17 protein-coding genes are annotated in these 18,829 nt (G+C 51.6%); 6 read left to right on the forward strand and 11 right to left on the reverse strand.

Annotated elements, in window-relative coordinates; genetic code table 11:
• Positions 1–56: 56 nt before the first annotated feature.
• On the reverse strand, positions 57–740 hold the full coding sequence (locus tag ACM67B_RS09875; RefSeq protein WP_095502292.1) for a 2,3-diphosphoglycerate-dependent phosphoglycerate mutase: 684 nt from the start codon (positions 738–740) through the stop codon (positions 57–59).
• A gap of 305 nt (positions 741–1,045) precedes the next feature.
• On the opposite strand from ACM67B_RS09875, the gene ACM67B_RS09880 reads away from it, so the two are divergent.
• Complete coding sequence (locus ACM67B_RS09880; protein ID WP_416189468.1) at positions 1,046–1,354, forward strand: YfcZ/YiiS family protein; 309 nt, start codon at positions 1,046–1,048, stop codon at positions 1,352–1,354.
• A gap of 188 nt (positions 1,355–1,542) precedes the next feature.
• Here the strand turns inward: ACM67B_RS09880 and garD are convergent, their stop codons facing one another.
• From garD to ACM67B_RS09895, 3 genes are all read right to left on the reverse strand, one after another.
• Complete coding sequence (gene garD / locus ACM67B_RS09885) at positions 1,543–3,105, reverse strand: galactarate dehydratase (RefSeq protein WP_416189469.1); 1,563 nt, start codon at positions 3,103–3,105, stop codon at positions 1,543–1,545.
• A 185-nt stretch (positions 3,106–3,290) separates the two neighbouring features.
• Positions 3,291–4,976: an FAD-dependent oxidoreductase gene (locus ACM67B_RS09890; RefSeq protein ID WP_416189470.1), complete on the reverse strand. Its 1,686-nt coding sequence runs from the start codon at positions 4,974–4,976 to the stop codon at positions 3,291–3,293.
• A 53-nt stretch (positions 4,977–5,029) separates the two neighbouring features.
• Positions 5,030–5,821, reverse strand: a complete 792-nt coding sequence (locus tag ACM67B_RS09895) for a shikimate dehydrogenase family protein (protein WP_416189471.1) — start codon at positions 5,819–5,821, stop codon at positions 5,030–5,032.
• Between the two features lie 244 nt (positions 5,822–6,065).
• On the opposite strand from ACM67B_RS09895, the gene parC reads away from it, so the two are divergent.
• Both parC and ACM67B_RS09905 read left to right on the forward strand, forming a co-directional pair.
• On the forward strand, positions 6,066–8,381 hold the full coding sequence (gene parC, locus ACM67B_RS09900; protein ID WP_416189472.1) for a DNA topoisomerase IV subunit A: 2,316 nt from the start codon (positions 6,066–6,068) through the stop codon (positions 8,379–8,381).
• A 138-nt stretch (positions 8,382–8,519) separates the two neighbouring features.
• Positions 8,520–9,272, forward strand: coding sequence for a class I SAM-dependent methyltransferase (locus tag ACM67B_RS09905; protein WP_416189473.1), 753 nt, complete (start codon positions 8,520–8,522; stop codon positions 9,270–9,272).
• Between the two features lie 247 nt (positions 9,273–9,519).
• On the opposite strand, the gene ptsP is transcribed toward ACM67B_RS09905, so the two are convergent.
• The 4 genes from ptsP to ACM67B_RS09925 form a co-directional block, all read right to left on the reverse strand.
• Positions 9,520–11,271 carry a phosphoenolpyruvate--protein phosphotransferase gene (gene ptsP, locus ACM67B_RS09910; RefSeq protein WP_416189474.1) on the reverse strand — a complete coding sequence of 584 codons (1,752 nt, stop codon included), beginning with the start codon at positions 11,269–11,271 and terminating at the stop codon, positions 9,520–9,522.
• A gap of 1 nt (position 11,272) precedes the next feature.
• The gene (locus ACM67B_RS09915; protein ID WP_416189475.1) at positions 11,273–11,542 is read right to left on the reverse strand and encodes an HPr family phosphocarrier protein; all 270 of its coding nucleotides are present in this window, start codon (positions 11,540–11,542) and stop codon (positions 11,273–11,275) included.
• A gap of 102 nt (positions 11,543–11,644) precedes the next feature.
• A complete protein-coding gene (locus tag ACM67B_RS09920; protein WP_095502278.1) occupies positions 11,645–12,085 on the reverse strand; it encodes a PTS sugar transporter subunit IIA in 441 nt (146 codons plus the stop codon).
• Positions 12,086–12,205: 120 nt separating this feature from the next.
• Positions 12,206–12,766 carry a hypoxanthine-guanine phosphoribosyltransferase gene (locus tag ACM67B_RS09925; protein WP_416189476.1) on the reverse strand — a complete coding sequence of 187 codons (561 nt, stop codon included), beginning with the start codon at positions 12,764–12,766 and terminating at the stop codon, positions 12,206–12,208.
• Between the two features lie 158 nt (positions 12,767–12,924).
• Here ACM67B_RS09925 and ACM67B_RS09930 point away from each other — a divergent pair, with 158 nt between their 5' ends.
• The 3 genes from ACM67B_RS09930 to fabF all read left to right on the forward strand — a co-directional run bounded on the left by ACM67B_RS09930 (position 12,925) and on the right by fabF (position 16,869).
• Positions 12,925–14,964, forward strand: a complete 2,040-nt coding sequence (locus tag ACM67B_RS09930) for a prolyl oligopeptidase family serine peptidase (RefSeq protein ID WP_416189477.1) — start codon at positions 12,925–12,927, stop codon at positions 14,962–14,964.
• Between the two features lie 255 nt (positions 14,965–15,219).
• Positions 15,220–15,456, forward strand: coding sequence for an acyl carrier protein (gene acpP, locus ACM67B_RS09935; protein WP_047759914.1), 237 nt, complete (start codon positions 15,220–15,222; stop codon positions 15,454–15,456).
• Between the two features lie 165 nt (positions 15,457–15,621).
• Positions 15,622–16,869, forward strand: coding sequence for a beta-ketoacyl-ACP synthase II (gene fabF, locus ACM67B_RS09940; RefSeq protein ID WP_416189478.1), 1,248 nt, complete (start codon positions 15,622–15,624; stop codon positions 16,867–16,869).
• A 99-nt stretch (positions 16,870–16,968) separates the two neighbouring features.
• Here the strand turns inward: fabF and ACM67B_RS09945 are convergent, their stop codons facing one another.
• The 3 genes from ACM67B_RS09945 to ACM67B_RS09955 all read right to left on the reverse strand — a co-directional run bounded on the left by ACM67B_RS09945 (position 16,969) and on the right by ACM67B_RS09955 (position 18,759).
• Complete coding sequence (locus ACM67B_RS09945; protein ID WP_416189479.1) at positions 16,969–17,484, reverse strand: DUF2478 domain-containing protein; 516 nt, start codon at positions 17,482–17,484, stop codon at positions 16,969–16,971.
• A gap of 322 nt (positions 17,485–17,806) precedes the next feature.
• Positions 17,807–18,157 carry a murein L,D-transpeptidase gene (locus ACM67B_RS09950; protein WP_229437006.1) on the reverse strand — a complete coding sequence of 117 codons (351 nt, stop codon included), beginning with the start codon at positions 18,155–18,157 and terminating at the stop codon, positions 17,807–17,809.
• Between the two features lie 89 nt (positions 18,158–18,246).
• Positions 18,247–18,759 (reverse strand): outer membrane protein assembly factor BamE, encoded by a 513-nt coding sequence (locus ACM67B_RS09955; protein WP_416189480.1) that lies wholly within the window; start codon positions 18,757–18,759, stop codon positions 18,247–18,249.
• Positions 18,760–18,829 lie beyond the last annotated feature (70 nt).

Genomic DNA, 18,829 nt, shown 5'->3' on the forward strand with positions numbered 1-18,829 from the left:
AAAACGATGATTTCGTTTTCAGACGGCATTTTCATTAAACTGCTAAACCCAAACCCTTACAGGTAAAATTTCTCAATCACTTTCAAATTATCATCCAATTTATACACCAGCGGTTGGCCGGTCGGGATTTCCAAAGCCATGATGTCGTCGTCGGAAATGCCTTCGATGTGTTTGGCCAAGGCGCGCAATGAATTGCCGTGTGCCGCCACCAATACGCGTTTGCCGCTCAAAATGGCCGGTGCGATTTGATCTTCCCAGAATGGCAATACGCGCTCCAGCGTCACTTTCAAGTTTTCACCGTCCGGCACGACATCGGCAGGCAGATGGGCGTAACGGCGGTCGTTATGCGCAGAAAATTCGTCGTCTTTATCCAACAATGGCGGCAAGGTGTCGTAGCTGCGGCGCCAGATGTGTACTTGCTCGTCACCGTATTTTTCGGCGGTTTGTTTTTTGTCCAAGCCTTGCAGTTGGCCGTAGTGGCGCTCGTTCAAACGCCAAGTTTTGATTTGTGGAACAAACAGTTGGTCGCTTTCTTCCAACACGATGTTGCAGGTTTTGATGGCGCGGGTCAGCACAGAAGTGAAGGCGATGTCGAATTCATAGCCTTTTTCTTTCAGCTTTTGACCGGCAGCGGCAGCTTCAGCCAAACCCTGCTCGCTCAATTTTACGTCGCGCCAGCCTGTGAACAGGTTTTTCGCATTCCATTCGCTTTGTCCGTGACGGATAAATACCAATTCCATTGTTATTGCTCCATTTGTTTAGGGGGATTTTGAAAGGTTTATTTATAACATAATTTGCACCTGTTTTGCGGATTTGTGTGCAAACATCACGGCCTCCCCTGCCTAATTCATTATTCCCGCATTGTTCAGCCGGCCTTAACAAACCCATTAAAATCTAATAAAGGCCGCTTGACCTATGTTTTCTTAGCCTATTTTAATCAAGCTTCCAGTCAAATGTTAATAAAGTGAAAAGGCAGTCTGAAGCGCTTTCAGACTGCCTTTTTCAGGTTTATACTAAAATTTCTAATCCACAAAGGAGAATCAGCATGGACAAATCAGCCAAACCTTTTGAAACCGAAGAAAACGGCGTAGGCAAATGCCCGGATTGCTCTGTTGAAGTCGGTACTGTGTTCGACAACAACGATTGCAGCTTTGAAATCGTCCAAATCTACGAAACCGAACAGCTCGCCCGTGAAGCAGAAGGCTATTACACCGAACTGGCCCGCTCGGTAGAAAGCGAAGCTTGCGAAATCATCAGCGACATCGGCGGCGTGGAAGAAGGCTTCAAACTGATGATGACCTTCAACTTCTGCTGCGAAAGTGAAAAAGTCATTTTTCAACTGAAGCAACGCTAACGCTAAATTAGATATTTCAAAGCCGACGAAACACATCCTCCTGTTTTGCCGGCTTTAATTTAAAGCTCACCAACACAATTTCATGATAAAAAGAGGCCGTCTGAATTTCAGACGGCCTTAAGTCTTGATGAAAAATGTCATAGGACACGGTTATTCCTCAAGAGGAATAGGAGAGAATAAAACAACGATCAGGTTACAGGCGCCGGGTTGAATACCGACAGCGCATTATGCAAGCCCCATTGGTCAGACCATGTCTGCTTGCGGCCGCTGGCAATATCGAGAATGTAATGGAAAATTTCCCAACCAGTCTCTTCAATAGTAGATTCACCAGTAGCAATGCGGCCGGCATTAATATCCATCAAATCAAACCAGCGGTCGGCCAAATCGGTGCGAGTAGCAACTTTAATCACCGGCACGGCGGCCAAGCCATAAGGCGTTCCGCGGCCGGTAGTGAACACCTGCACGGTAATGCCCGAAGCCAGTTGCTGTGTGCCGCAGACAAAATCGCTGGCAGGCGTGGCGGCGAAAATCAGGCCTTTTTTGGTCGGGCGCTGTCCTGGCGACAACACTTCAACAATCGCCGATTGGCCGGATTTGGCAATCGAGCCTAAAGCTTTTTCGACCACGTTGGCCAAACCGCCTTTTTTGTTGCCCGGCGACGGATTCGCGCTGCGGTCGGTTTGTCCAGCATTCAAATAATCGTCGTACCACTTCATTTCTTCGAGCAGTCGGCGGCCGACATGCTCATCTGCCGCACGCGGTGTCAGCAGGTGGATGGCATCGCGCACTTCAGTTACTTCGGAGAACATCACCGTCGCGCCGCAACGCACCAGCAAATCGGAAGCATAACCCACCGCAGGATTGGCGGTGACACCGGAAAACGCATCGCTGCCGCCGCACTGCATGCCGACTACCAAATCGGAAGCCGGACAGGTTTCGCGTTGGCGGGAGTTGAGTTTCTGCAAATGTTTTTCTGCCGTGGCCATAATCGAATCGACCATGGCTTTGAAGCCGACAAACTGCTCGTCTTGCAAACTGGTGACACTGGTGCTGTCGCCGTCAACTTTAATCGGAATCGTACCGTCAGCTTGCTCCAACAGGCGGCTCGGTTGCAGCTTTTCACAGCCCAGACCGATGACCATGATTTCGCCGCCAAAATTCGGATTCAGCGCAATATTGTGAATCGTACGGATCGGCACCACCGCCGCAGGCGCATTAATTGCCACGCCACAACCGTATAGATGGTTCAAACCAACCACACCATCCACATTCGGGTATTTCGGCAGTAAATACTGCTCAATCAGCTTCACCACATAATCGACCACACCGGCCACGCAATGCACGCTGGTGGTAATGCCGAGCAAATTTTTGGTGCCGACGCTGCCGTCTTTATTGCGGTAGCCTTCAAACGTGTACCCTTCCAGCGGCTCTAATTTCGGCGCAGGACGGGTTGCCAGCGGCAAAGTTTCCAAAGGCGGCGCTTTGGGCAGCACCACTTTCGATTCATCAATCCACGCGCCGCGCGGCAAATCTTCCACCGCATAGCCGATGATTTCGCCGTAGCGTATGATTTCGCCGTTTTTCGGAATATCGACCAAAGCCGCTTTATGCCCTTGCGGCACATGTTCAACCAAGGTGAGGCCGTCTGAAAACTGCGTGCCTGCCGGCAAGCCGTTGCTGTTGACGATAATGGCGACATTGTCATCGGGATGGACTTTGATGAATAACGGTTTTTGTTCGGTGGTAGTCATGGTTGTATCCCGTTATGGTTTAGTATTTCATGTTATCTTAAATCAGGGACACCACAAAAATCATTATGCAGATACACAATAAATCAAGCTGATTTTATTGAAATTTATGGGAAGTTTTACAGGTTTGGCACAATACAAAGGCCGTCTGAACGTCTCAGACGGCCTGTTATCTTATCAAGCAAAAATTACAGCTTTCCGGCCAAATGTTTGGCAACGCGCCAACCGAACACCATGCCCGGGCCAATGGTGGTGCCGGGGCCGGGGTAAGTGCCTTTAAAGATGGATGCCAAATCATTGCCGCAGGCGTACAAACCCTTGATGGCGTGGCCGTTTTCATGCAGCACTTGGCCGACGGTGTTGCATTCCAAACCCAAGCTGCCTGCCAAATCGGCAGGTTTGACCATCAGCGCATACACCGCACCTTGCGTCACAAACGGACGCATACACGGATTGGGTTGGACATTGGCATCGCCGTTGAAGCGATTCATTTTGCTGCTGCCGCGTCCGAAATCGCTGTCTTCGCCCCTAGCAGCCAATTCGTTGTAACGCGCTACGGTTGCCTGTAAGGTTGCCGGATCAATGCCCAGCTGCACGGCCAAATCATGCAGGTTGGCGGCTTTTTTCAGATAACCGCGTTTCAAATATTGCTGCAAGGATTTTCCGCCCGGCATGATGAAGCCCAAGCCATATTTATTGACAAACGCATCATCGACAATCAGATAAGCCGGCAACACCGCGCTGCCCTGCTCTTGGCTACGGCGGATTTGTGCGCTGGAAAAGTCATGGTAGGAATCGCTTTCGTTGACAAAGCGTTTGCCGTCGGGCAGTACCGCCAGCAAGCCTGGTTTGGCGCGGTCGAGAATGATGTGCGGCCACATGGCTTGGTAGCCGTCGTCAAGCCGGTGATAAGACGTCGGGAACCACAAAGCCGGAGCGGTTTGGTTGCCCAAAGCTGCGCCGATGGCGGCACCTGCTTGAATGCCGTCGCCGGTGTTGCTTTCAGGCGCATAAGAGTCGGGCGTGCCTTTCGGGAAAAACTGCTCGCGCAACGCTGCGTTGTGGCCGACACCGCCGGTCGCCAACACCACGCCTTTGCGCGCGCGGATTTCGGTTTCTACGCCATCGCGTTTCACCACCGCACCGACCACTTTATCGTCTTCCACCAATAAGCGTACCAGCGGCGATTCAAACCATACCGGCACTTGGTGTTTGACCAAGCTGTAATACAGACGGCCGACCAGCGCATTGCCCATCACCAAACGCGTGCCGCGCTTGTATTTCAGACGGTCTTTGAAATACGGCAACACCACTTTCATCGTGGTTTTGAAATTGTCTGCGCTTTTGAACGGATTAAGCAGCGCATCCAATTCGCTGCGGTTGACCATCATGCCGCCCAAGCCCATAAATTCACGGCGCGGCGGGCGAACACGGTCGAAATCTTTGCCCAACACCGCCGCTTCAAACGGCACCGGCGCCAGCGCACGGCCACCATACGCTTCGCCCGGCAAGTTGCCGATGTAGTCGGGGTGCGCGGTTGCCGCCACGAATTTCACATCGGTGTGTTCATCCAATTCACGAATCATTTCCGGACCGGATAACAAAAATGCTTCGCGCAGTTCATCGCCGCCGCGACCGGCACAGACATGGCTTAAAAACGTGCGCGCATCATCCACTTTATCCGGCACACCGGCCTGGTCGCTCAAATGCGTGCCCGGCACCCATGTCGTGCCGCCGGAAGTGGCGGTAATGCCGCCCACATACGGCGCTTTTTCGCACAATACCACATCCAAACCTTCGCGCTTGGCAGTCAGCGCAGCAGTCATACCGGCCACACCACCGCCGATCACCAATACATCTACTTGTTTTGTCATGCCTATTCTCCGATTCGGGCTTCAGACGGCCTAATTTAAAAGGCCGTCTGAAATTATTTCGCCAGCAAAAAATCCACCATCAAATCGCGCACGCTTTCAAACATATCCATACCGGTGGACGTTTGGCAGCCGACTTGTTGCGCGTGGGCAATCCATGCCGTTAATGCCGGCGTGGTGACCACATCACCGACAAACATGTCCGCCGTCAGCTTATCGCCGTCAAACGGCAGCGGATCGCCTTCGCGCATGCCCATCGGCGTGGCGTTGACCACAATATCGAAGCCGCTCGGGTCGGTGGTTCCGGCATAGACTTTGCCCAAGCCCAAGCTGTTTAAACGCTCAATCAAACCATCTCGGCGGGCAATATCCATTTCCACAATCGCCAGTTCGCTGACACCTGCCGTCAAAATCGCATGGGCAATGGCGGTACCCGCGCCGCCCGCACCGGCCAAAATCGCTTTTTTACCCTGCAATTGTGCGCCGTTGCGCTGCAAAGCTTCCACTTGCGCCTGACCGTCGAACATATCGCCGACCCATTTGTGACCTTCACGGCGCACACAGTTGGTAGTGTGTAAGAAACGCGCCGCGTCGGACAATTCGTCGCACAAATCGGCAAACGCGATTTTGTGCGGCACGGTAATCATCAGGCCATCGACATTCTGCATGGCTTTCACCGCATTGAAAAACGTGGCCAGCTGATCGGGCGCGACATGTGCAGGCACGCACACCGCATTTAAACCTTTGTTTTGAAATGCTTCGGTGACCAAACTCGGTGATTTCACCTGCGCAATCGGGTCGCCGATTACATAATAAATCCGCGTTGAGCCGTTTAATTGAATATCCATGGCGCTGTCCTTTATTGAAAATGTAGTTTGATGTAATTAAGAAAAGTCTAGCGCAGTTTTTAGGGGCAAACCAGTTCATATCCTGCATAAGAGACATCACAAAACCGTAATCACTGAGCGGCAAAATAGAATCAGGCCGTCTGAAAACAGTTATGCTTTCAGACGGCCTTTGCAAACTTCAGCAAGAAACACCGTTTTGCTTTACAATACGGCGCTTGAATTTCACTCTTATCTTAGCCGCACCATGAACGAGCAAACCCCTGTTTCCCCTATCCAATCCGACCATCTGATTCTCGGCCAATATGCCGAACGCGCGTATTTGGAATATGCCATGAGCGTGGTCAAAGGTCGCGCGCTGCCGGAAGTTTCAGACGGCCAGAAGCCGGTGCAGCGCCGCATTCTTTATGCCATGCGCGACATGGGTTTGACCGCAGGGGCGAAACCGGTGAAATCGGCGCGTGTGGTCGGTGAGATTTTGGGTAAATACCACCCACACGGCGACAGTTCGGCGTATGAAGCGATGGTGCGCATGGCACAGGATTTCACGCTGCGTTATCCGTTGATTGACGGCATCGGCAACTTCGGCTCGCGCGACGGCGATGGTGCGGCGGCCATGCGTTACACCGAAGCGCGTTTGACGCCGATTGCGGAATTATTGTTAAGCGAAATCAATCAAGGCACGGTCGATTTCACTCCCAACTACGATGGCGCGTTTGACGAACCCATCCACCTGCCCGCCCGATTGCCGATGGTGTTGCTCAACGGTGCCAGCGGTATTGCCGTGGGCATGGCGACTGAAATTCCGTCGCACAACCTTACCGAAGTCACCAAAGCGGCGATTGCCCTATTGAAGAAGCCTTCGCTGGAAACCGCCGATTTGATGGATTACATCCCCGCGCCCGACTTTGCCGGCGGCGGCCAAATCATCACCCCTGCTGCCGATTTGCAGCAGATTTACGAAAGCGGCAAAGGCAGCGTGCGCGTGCGTGCGCGTTATGAAATCGAAAAAATGGCGCGCGGCCAATGGCGGGCGATTGTGACTGAATTGCCGCCCAATGCCAACGCTGCCAAAATTCTTGCCGAAATCGAAGAGCAAACCAATCCGAAGCCGAAAGCCGGCAAGAAACAGCTCAACCAAGACCAGCTCAACACCAAAAAACTGATGTTGGATTTGATTGAGAAAGTACGCGACGAATCCGACGGCGAGCATCCCGTGCGCTTGGTGTTTGAGCCGAAATCCAGCCGCATCGAGCCGGATGCGTTTATGAACACGCTGATGGCGCAAACTTCTTTGGAAGGCAATGTATCGGTCAATTTGGTGATGATGGGCTTGGACAACCGCCCTGCACAAAAAAACCTGAAAACCATCTTGCAGGAATGGCTGGATTTCCGTGTCATCACGGTGACACGCCGTCTGCAATTCCGCCTGGCCCAAGTAGAAAAACGCCTACACATCCTCGAAGGCCGTCTGAAAGTTTTCTTAAGCATTGACGAAGTAATTCGGGTGATTCGCGAATCGGACGAACCGAAAGCCGATTTGATGGCGGCGTTTGATTTGAGCGAAATCCAAGCGGAAGACATTCTCGAAATCCGCCTGCGCCAACTTGCGCGCTTGGAAGGCTTCAAGCTGGAAAAAGAGCTGGCCGAACTGCGCGAAGAAGAAGGCCGTCTGAACCTGCTGCTCGGCGATGAAAACGAAAAGAAAAAGCTCATCATCAAAGAGATGCAAGCCGATATGAAACAATTCGGCGACGAGCGCCGCACTTTGGTCGAAGAAGCCGGCCGCGCCACGCTGACGCAAACCACCGCCGATGAGCCGGTGACGCTGATTTTGTCGAAAAAAGGCTGGATACGCAGCCGCGTCGGCCACAATTTGGATTTGGCGCAAACCACGTTCAAAGAAGGCGACGGTTTGAAGCAAACCTTGGAAAGCCGCACCGTGTGGCCGGTGGTGGTGCTCGATTCGCAAGGCCGCACCTACACTTTGGATGCCTCGGAAATCCCGGGTGGCCGTGGTGACGGTGTACCGGTGGCATCTTTAGTTGACGTGCAAAACGGCGCCGAAGTGGTCGCCATGCTCACCGGTTTGCCGGATCAGCATTATCTGTTGAGCAACAGCGGTGGCTATGGCTTTATCGCCAAGCTCGGCGACATGGTCGGCCGCGTGAAAGCGGGCAAAGTGGTGATGAGCGTGGAAGCGGGCGAAACGGTGTTGCTGCCGGTATCGGTGTATGCTTCATCGCTGATCAATCCGGATTGCAAAGTAGTGGCCGTAGCCGAATATCCAAGCTCTTTATGGAAAGAAAGCAAAGCCTTGGCCTTTACGCTCAGCGAACTCAAAGTCATGGCCAAAGGCCGTGGCTTGCAGCTCATCAGCTTGGGCGAGAAAGAACGATTGGCACACATCGCCGTCGTTTCCACACCGGAAATCCACGCCGAAAGCGAAGGCAAGCGTGGGGCGACCCATAAAGAACGCATCCAACTTGCCGACATCAGCGGTAAGCGTGGCAAAAAAGGCAAACCTCTGCCACTTTCAGGCCGTCTGAAACACTTTATATAACAAACATTAGAACGCAATATTCTAAAAATTTTATTCCACCGCCCAAATGATTACCGTCTGTCTCAATACAGAGGGAATTAGGGTGTGTCGGTTGAATTTTGCCGTGACTGATCTCATCCAAAAAATTTGTCTGAATACATGACCTGCATTTACCTTGCCGAATCCGCCCAAACTTCCGCCAACGAGCTGGCACACACATTCGACCTGACCATTGCCTGCCAACTGCCCGACAGCGGCGAATACCTCTACGCCGATTCAGATGGCATCAGCCTGTGCCGCGCCGGAGAAAAAGGCCGCGTGCAAGTCGATTTTGTTGGTGGTGCCGCCCAATACCGCCGCACCAAAGGCGGTGGCGAACTCATCGCAAAAGCCGTCAACCACACCAACAAGCCCACCATCTGGGACGGCACTGGCGGCTTGGGGCGCGACAGCTTTGTGTTAGCTTCATTGGGCTTAACCGTACAGACCTTTGAACAACACCCCGCCGTTGCCTGCCTACTACACGACGGCCTCAACCGCGCCTTACAACACCCCGACACCGCAGAAATTGCCCGACGCATCACGCTGCATTTCGGCGATACAGCCACACTGATGCCGCAATTAGCGCAACAAATCGGCCGCCCCGATGTGGTGTATCTCGACCCGATGTATCCCGAGCGGCAAAAATCCGCAGCCGTTAAAAAAGAAATGGCCTACTTCCATGGCTTGGTCGGCACGGCGCAAGACGAAGCTGCCCTGCTCAACACCGCCCGTACCATCGCCAAAAAACGCGTGGTGGTTAAACGCCCACGCTTAGGCGAGTTTCTCAACGGCGAAAAACCGGCTTATCAATATTCAGGCAAAAGCACGCGTTTTGATGCGTATGTGCCAAATTCTCCGACTCAAGAATAGTCATTAACAAAAAACAGGCCGTCTGAAATTCAGACGGCCTGAGACCTTTTCAAAACTGATGAATCATTAATAAAAATCCAAACCGCCGTCATTCCCGCGTAGGCGGGAATCCATCTCAGACTTTAAGAAACCTATTTTATTTAATAGTTTGTTATGCTCGAAAATGGATTCCCGCCTACGCGGGAATGACGGCGGTTTTATGTGTACTGTTTTTTGAAGGCGTTTTGCAAAAGTCTCTGCCTGTTTTTTATTCCTCGCTCGGAATCTGATTCAATTTTTTCAACAACTTTTCCGACTTTTCCGGATCATCATTGCGCAGCAACTTGGCAATCGGATACTCGAGCTGATTGGTATCACTTTTCAGAATAATATCCTTTACCGACAACAAGTTATTTGTATTCATCGAAAAACGGCGCAAGCCCATGCCGAGCAGCACGCGGGTGAAAGCGGTGTCGCCGGCCATTTCACCGCACACGGAAACACTTTTTTCCATGCGGTTGGCGGTGCGGATGACGTGCTGAATCATTTTCAACACCGCCGGATGGCTCGGCTGGTAAAGGTGGCTGACGGCATCATCACCCCGATCGACCGACAACACATATTGAATCAAGTCGTTGGTGCCGATGGAGATGAAATCGACCATTTTCAAAATGCTGCCGACAGTCATCGCAGCCGACGGGATTTCAATCATACAACCGATACCCACTTCGCCGAACGCTTCACCGCGCTCGGTCAATTGTTTCTGCGCAGTTTCCAAGTGAATCAGACATTGGCGCACTTCGGATAGCGAGGTCACCATCGGCCACATTATGCGCACGGGGCCGTGTTGGGCGGCGCGTAAGATGGCGCGCATTTGTGTGCGGAACATCACCGGCTCAGCCAAACACAAGCGGATGCCGGTTAAGCCCAATGCGGGATTCAGGCTGCCGTTGGGCGTGGCGTTTTGTCCGAACCAGCGCGGATTTTTGTCCACACCCAAATCGACGGTGCGGATGGTTAAACTTTTACCTTTGAGCTTTTTCACAATCCCGCTGTACACTTCGTATTGCTCGTCTTCAGACGGCATATTTTCGCGGTTGAGATAGAGAAATTCGCTGCGGAACAAGCCCACGCCGTCGGCACCGATGTTGTGTAAGGCTTTGATGTCTTCAGCGGATTCAATATTGGCGAGCAATTCGATGTTGATGCCATCGGCGGTGGTGGCGGCGGTTTTCTTGAGTTTGTTCAACTCGCGCTTGTGGCTGCGGTATTCGCGTTCCAAGCGGCGGTATTCGGCCAGCACCACATCATCGGGGTTAATCAGCAAAATGCCGTTGATGCCGTCGACAATGACGATTTCGTTTTCGGTAATCAGCTTACGAGCGTTGTGCAGGCCAATCACCGACGGAATATCTAAGCTGCGGCCTAAAATGGCGGTGTGGCTGGTTGGGCCGCCGGCATCGGTGACAAACGCGGTGATGTGTTGCTCTTTAAACAACACGGTATCCGCCGGCGACAAATCATGCGCAATCAGAATGGTGTCTTCAAACGGATTATTGGCCAAATTCAATTCGTTGCTCTGGCCGACCAAATGATTGTGAATGCGCTGCACCACTTGCAGCATATCCTGCTTGCGCTCGCGCAGGTAGGCATCTTCGATTTCGTCAAACTGGGCGGCGAGTTTGTCGCTTTGCTGTTTCAACGCCCATTCGGCATTGATGTTTTGCGCGCGCAACAAATCAACCGGCTCGCGTGAAAGCGTCACATCGGTGAGCAACATCAAATGCAGCGAGATAAACGCGCCCAATTCAGTCGGAGCATTTTCGGGAATGGCGTTGCGCAGCTGTTCCAATTCTTTGCGCGTGGCTTTCACCGCCGCATCAAAACGCGCTACTTCAGCATCGATGTTTTCCGGCTCAATATCATATTGCGGCACTTCGGTACTGCCGCGTGACACCAAGTGCGCGTGGCCGATGGCGATGCCCTTGCCCGCCGCCACGCCGTGTAGCACGATACTCATGTCATTCGCCTTCGCCGAAGTAATCGTTAATCAACTCAATCAGGGCTTGCATAGCGGCAGCTTCATCGCTGCCGTCAACTTCGATTTCAATCACGCTGCCTTTGGCGGCGGCCAGCATCATTAAGCCCATGATGCTTTTACCGTTAACGCGACTGCCGTTTTTGCTGACCCAAACTTCGCTTTGAAAGCGTGAGGCGGTTTGGGTGAATTTGCTCGACGCGCGCGCGTGTAAGCCCAGTTTGTTGATGATTTCGATTTCTTGCTTGAGCATGGCTTTTCCTGTTTTTGTTTTTTATCTATACGCTTTCAGACGGCCTCAATCCATAGGCCGTCTGAAAAAATCTATTGATGCAGCGGGTCTGATGAATTCGTTTCAGACGGCCTCTGCCGCTTTTTTGCACATCAAATCATCCGGCGTGGCCGTAATCGCAAAAATACCGCGAATCGCCGCTTCTTTCACGGTTTCGGTAAACGCGGTCAGGTCGGTAGCGGCCGGTGCGTATTGCACGGCTTTAATCATCATCGGCGCATTCAGGCCGGTGAGAATCGCCGATTTGCCTTCACGTACCATGCGGCGGGCGGCGTTACACGGAGTAGCGCCGAAAATATCGGTCATAATCAATACGCCGTCACAATCTTCCGGAAATTCCTGAATCATGGAAATGGCACGGTTAATCACGTCGTCTTGGTCTTCGTTCGGCTCTGCGCCCAAAATATGCACGTTTTCAGGGCTGCCTTCGGGGAAAAAATGATGTGTCAGACCACGGTAGGCTTCGCCTATGGTTTCGTGGGTAATGATAAGTAAGCCAATCATTTGCGTTCCTGAAATAAGGTTTTTTTATGGTGTCGAGATGGTTGCGAAAAATAGATAAACAAGACCGTCTGAACGTGTTTACAGTCGTTTTACCGCTTTTTTTTTCAGACGGCCTATTTATTAATCCTGCTTCAAAGCATAAATTTCGCCCAAATTGCGCCAGCAACCGGCCGCATCCATGCCGTAGCCGAACACATAGCGGTTGGGCACATCCAAACCGACGTAATCGCCTTGGGTCGGCTTTTCTTTGTCGATGAGTTTATTGGCAAACACCGCCGCACGACAACTTGCCGCACCCATTTCCAACAGCTTTTCCTGAATCGCGTGCATGGTGTGGCCTTCGTCGAGAATGTCGTCCAACACCACCACATGGCGGCCGCGGATTTGCTCGGCATCAGGCATGCGTTTCCAATTGAAATTGCCGCCCTGCAATTTGTCGCCGTAGCGCGAAACGTGCACATAATCAAAGTCGAGCGGAAAGCGCAGCAGTGGCAGCAATTGACCGGTAAACACCACCGCTCCGCCCATCACAGGCAGCAGCAGCGGATATTTGTCGCCCAAATCACGGGTGATGTCGTCGGCCACTTTCTGTAGCGCGGCTTGGCATTCTTCTTGGCTGAACAACAATTCGGCGTTGTCGAGCATAGCTTGGGTTTGATGGCGTTTGGTTTCGAGATCCATTTGTCTGTACCGCTGAAAATCTAAAATTCAATTATAACAGCACGGTTACTAACGGCGGCTAAAATATCGCAATGTGCCATCACAATCAGGCCGAGACCTTTTCCCTAACCCTTTGCGCTATAATATGCCCCTTTCCTTTTTCAGACGGCCCATCCGCCATGACGCAGCATTCCGACCCGTTCCAACATTTTGAAAACCTCGATTCCCCTGCCACGCAAAGCTTCGCCAATGAAGCACACCACGAAACCCAAGCGCGTTTTATGGCAAGCGATGCCACGCGCGCGCTTTCAGACGGCATTTTGGCGCAAATGCAGGACACGCGCCAAATTCCGTTTTGCCAAGAGCATCGTGCGCGCATGTACCATTTTCATCAAGACACGGAATACCCGAAAGGCGTGTACCGCGTATGCACCGCCGCGACCTACCGCTCGGGCTATCCTGAATGGAAAATCCTGTTTTCGGTGGCCGATTTCGATGAGATTTTGGGCGATGATGTGTACCTCGGTGGCGTGTCTCACTTGGTGGAAAAACCGAATCTAGCCTTGCTGACCTTGAGCCGCGCCGGTGGCGATGTCGCCTATACTTTGGAAATGGATTTGGCTACAGGCTCGCTGGTGGACGGCGGTTTTCACTTTCCGGCGGGCAAAAACCACATTTCATGGCGCGATGAACACAGCGTGTGGGTCTGCCCCGCGTGGGACGAGCGTCAGCTCACGCAAGCGGGCTATCCGCGTGAAGTGTGGCTGGTCGAGCGCGGGCAGAGTTTTGAAGAAAGCACGCCGGTGTTCCAAATCGGGCACGACGGCATGATGGTCAACGCTTGGCGTTATCTCGACCCGCAAGGTTCGCCGATTGATTTAATCGAAGCCTCGCAAGGATTTTACACCAAAACCTATTTACAGGTTTCCGCGCAAGGTGAAGCCAAGCCTTTGAATCTGCCGGAAGATTGCGATGTGGTTGGCTATTTGTCCGGCCATTTGCTGCTGACCCTGCGCAAAGACTGGCACCGTGCCAACCAAAGTTACCCGAGCGGCAGCCTGTTGGCAGTGAAATTAAACAAAGGCGAACTCGGCGCGGCGCAATTATTGTTCGCACCCAATGACACGCAAGCTTTGGAAAGCGTGGAAACGACCAAGCGTTTTGTGGTAGCCAGCACCTTAGAAAACGTACAAGGCCGTCTGAAAGCATGGCGTTTTGCCGATGGCGCATGGCAGGAAGTCGAATTGCCGCGTCTGCCGATGGGCGCATTGGAAATGACCGACCAGCCGTGGGGCGGCGATGTAGTGTATTTGGCCGCCAGCGATTTCACCACGCCGCTGACCTTGTATGCACTGGATTTAAATGTGATGGAACTCACCGTCATGCGCCGCCAGCCGCAGCAATTTGCCGCCGACGGTATTGAAGTGCAGCAGTTTTGGACAAGCTCGGCAGACGGCACGCAGATTCCTTATTACCATGTCGGCAAACATGTTTCAGACGGCCTCAAGCCGCATACGCCGACTTTGGTGTATGTGTACGGCGGTTTTGGCGTACCCGAATTGCCGCATTATTTGGGCAGCATCGGCAAATATTGGCTCGAACAAGGCCATGCGTTTGTGTTAGCCAACGTGCGCGGCGGCGGCGAATTTGGCCCGCATTGGCACCAAGCCGCACAAGGTTTGCACAAACACAAAAGCACCGACGACTTACTCGCCATCGTTGACGATTTAAGCCGCCGCGGTTTGACTTCACCCGAACACATCGCCCTGCAAGGCGGCAGCAACGGTGGCTTGGTAGTGGCTTCTGCTTTTGTGCGCCAGCCGGAAAGTTTCGGCGCAATGGTGTGCGAAATGCCGCTGACCGACATGCTGCGCTATCCTTTGTTATCGGCCGGGTCAAGCTGGACCGACGAATACGGCAACACGCAAAAATACGACATCTGCCACGAATACTGGCTGCAGCATTCACCCTACCACAACATTTCAGACGGCCACCGCTATCCGCCGGCATTAATCACCACCAGCTTGAGCGACGACCGCGTCCATCCTGCCCATGCGCTGAAGTTTTACGCCAAACTGCGCAACCACAGCCCGCAATCGTGGCTGTATTGTCCCGACAACGGTGGCCACACCGGCAACGGCACGCAACAGGATTCCGCCGACGAATTAGCCTGTATCCTGACGTTTTTAAACAGTTTTTTAGTAAACAAGGCCGTCTGAACGGTAAAATCAGTATTCAGACGGTCTACAAGCGGCGTTTCCATACAAAATTTACCCGCTTAACTCCTTGATCACAAACAAAAACAAAATGCTGCTTGTAGGATAAAAACAGCCTATGATAATATGCAGCGTAATGAAAACTTTCCCTGAAAATGCAGAAGTGCATTTTTAGATGGAAAACTCTAAACGAATTCGGTAAAATACCTCCGATTTATTTTTTCAAACCCGCCGCAAGGCATATAAGGAACGACTGACATGTCAAATATCGAACAACAAGTTAAAAAAATTGTTGCTGAACAACTGGGCGTGAATGAAGCCGAAGTGAAAAACGAATCATCTTTCCAAGACGATTTGGGCGCAGACTCATTAGACACCGTTGAATTGGTAATGGCTTTGGAAGAAGCTTTCGGTTGCGAAATCCCTGACGAAGAAGCCGAAAAAATCACCACCGTACAATTGGCTATCGACTACATCACTGCCCACAACGGCTAATCTGTAGTCTCTCCAACACATCGGCCTCTGCTGCGATTCCGCATACAGGGGCTTTTACCTTATTAGATATGCTTAAAATTAGAGAAAAATTCTAATTTTTCAGACGGCCTCACGGGCATTTTGCCTTGCCGCCCACCAATCCCGATTAACGACAGCGAGATTATCATGAGTCAACGAAGAGTAGTCATCACAGGCCTCGGCCAAGTATCACCGGTCGGCAACGACGTCGCCACCGCATGGAGCAACCTGCTCGCAGGCAAAAGCGGCATCGGCATGATTACCCGCTTTGACGCTTCCGAAATCAACAGCCAAATCGCCGGCGAAGTGCGCGATTTCGACATCGGCGAATACATCAGCGCTAAAGAAGCTCGCCGCATGGATGCCTTTATCCACTACGGTTTGGCCGCTGCCTTGCAAGCTATTCAAGACGCTGGCCTGGACGATACCCCTGATTTGGACAAAGACCGTGTTGGCGTGAATATCGGTTCGGGCATCGGCGGTATGCCGAGCATCGAAGCTACCGGCATTGCTGTGCAAGAAGGTGGCGCGCGCAAAATCAATCCGTTCTTTATTCCGGGGTCTCTGATTAACTTGATTGCCGGCCATGTGACCATTTTGAAAGGCTACCGCGGTCCTTCATACGGCATGGTATCGGCGTGTACCACCGGTGCACATTCTATCGGCGATGCTGCGCGTTTGATTAAATACGGCGATGCCGACGTGATGGTGGCCGGCGGTGCAGAAGGTTCCATCAATTTATTGAGTGTCGGCGGCTTTGCAGCCATGAAGGCTTTGTCAACCCGCAACGACGACCCTACCGCCGCTTCCCGCCCGTGGGACAAAGGCCGTGACGGTTTTGTGATTGCTGAAGGTGCCGGTATTTTGGTATTGGAAGAATTGGAACATGCCAAAAAACGCGGTGCCAAAATCTACGCTGAAATCGTCGGCTTCGGCATGAGCTCCGATGCCTATCACATTACCGCACCAAACGAAGAAGGCCCTGCCTTGGCCGTGACCCGTGCCTTGAAAGATGCCGGCTTGAACCCGACTGATGTAAATTACGTCAACGCACACGGCACATCAACCCCATTGGGCGATGCCAACGAAACCAAAGCATTGAAACTGGCTTTGGGTGAGCACGCTAAAAATGTAGTGGTAAACTCCACCAAATCCATGACCGGCCACTTGCTGGGCGCGGCCGGCGGTGTGGAGGCCGTGTACAGCATCATGGCGATTCATGATCAAAAATCGCCACCGACCATCAACTTGGAAGACCAAGACATCGAAGCAGGCTGCGATTTGGACTATTGTGCCAACGAAGCGCGCGACCTGAACATCAATGTTGCCATTTCCAACTCTTTCGGTTTCGGCGGTACCAACGGTACGCTGGTATTCAAAAAGTTTGAAGGCTGATTCATTTCATTAAAAAAGCCGTCTGAACCAATATTGTTCAGACGGCTTTTTTGTATGGTTAACACCCAAAGTTTACCCCCTAATAAATATAAGCACCAATCAATCCGCTTTATGCCGCTGGTTCTGATACTCACCCCAAGCCAAAACCTCTTCCACGCTAGATAATTCTTCCCCCATGCCATCGGTAAACGCGCGCCAATCCGACAAGTATTTATCCTGCAACAACGAAATCACCGGAATCCCCTGCCCAATGGCTTGCGCATATTCCTCAATCAAACCGCTGTTTTCACTTTCGGCATGGCCAAATTTGTTAAACACCAAAATATCCGGCGGTGTTTGCAAAGCTTCGCGGATAACTTCTGAGGATGCCGCCAAGCCACGCGGATCAAGCAGGCAAGCATCGATGGTGCAGCCTTGATCATACATGATGGTATATACCCTGCTATCTGTTAAAGACTGCACACGTTTGCGCAATTTTTGGCCGTTCTCATCCAACGGATTCAACAAGCCCGCTACCTTTAAGCCTTGCTGCTGCCAATACTTTACCGCCTGCCACAAGGCCTGTAATTCATCGCTTCCCTCACCTTGATACATCAACACGGCAATCGGTTTCATGGTTTTCATCTCCGGTTATCAACGGATAAAAGCTTATGCCAACTCTGCGAGTGTGGCAAGCTTTTCTCGAGACAACCTGAGACCTTTGCAAAACCCCAGATTTGAGTGCAGTTCGAAGTGAGCGCAGCACAGAAAGCGCAGATATATCAATTAGATAGGCAAGCTTTCGAGCAGCGCATAACGAAGAAATGCGCCAAAAATGGAGATTTTGCAAAGGCCTCAACCTGAATACTCTTTATAATATTCAGTACCCCCATTCTTCTATCCCAAAATAAAAAAAGGATGTCGGTTTCCCAACATCCTTTTCAGACGGCCTATTCGCTTAAATCACTTCTAAAGTGAAATAATGGCGCAATTTTTCATACACGTTGTCGGTCACATTGATGCAACCATTGGTCATCACACGATCAGCCACCAATGGCGAAGCGATGCGTTCCATGCGACGCTCAGAAGGTTTACCCAACCAAACGCGATGCAAGGCAAACAAGAAATCGCGCTCTTCTTTAAAACCGATTACCTCACCACCATAGCCCGATTTTTTCGTGGCCATGATGGTCATCGGGAACGTACCCTTAGGCGTGGTTTTACCGATGAGCACGGGATGACATTGTTTATCATCGGCAAAGCACAATTCAGCTTTGGCAGTATCCACAATGACTTTCTTGCGCTTCATGTAATCACTGACGGCATCGGCGCTGGCAAACGTGTTCAAGCCCAATAATAAGGCCGTAGTTAACCAAAATTTTTTCAAATTCTATCCCATTACTGACGGATGCGTTGCGGCGTAGTTACCACTTCGCGGATAATCACTTGCGGCTCTGCTTTAGGGGCAGGCGGCGGACAGGCGGCATCTTCAGGGAATACAGGATTCCAGTGGAAGCTGCGTGCAAATTTGTTTTTATCGTAGATAACTTTATATTGGCAAGTCGTAATGCCTTCTACACCTGAAGTGTTATCAGGATCCACGCCCACACCTGGGGTATAGAAGTGGAACAGGTAATCCCATTCGCGCACGCCAACCATACCTTCATCGTAATGCGGACGGCCCAAGATTTTATAGATATCATCTTTAGTCAAACCTGGACGCATTTGATCCAATTCATCCCAAGTCGGGAACGTACCGCGATCATTATTGAAAGTCAATGAATACGGCTTAGGAAACACCGGATTATCGGTTGTTCCTTCCGGAGTGATGTTGCTCTTAGTGGCACAAGCTGCCAATAAACCGACTGCCAGTAATGACAAACCGATTTTAGTGATTTGATTTTTTTTCATAATAGATCCTTCTGAGATATTTTAAAAAGCTGCTGGTTATCACACACCTTGGTTGATTTTGGAAAGCAGT

The organism is Neisseria sp. CCUG17229 (genome assembly GCF_047839235.1).
Lineage (GTDB): Bacteria > Pseudomonadota > Gammaproteobacteria > Burkholderiales > Neisseriaceae > Neisseria > Neisseria brasiliensis.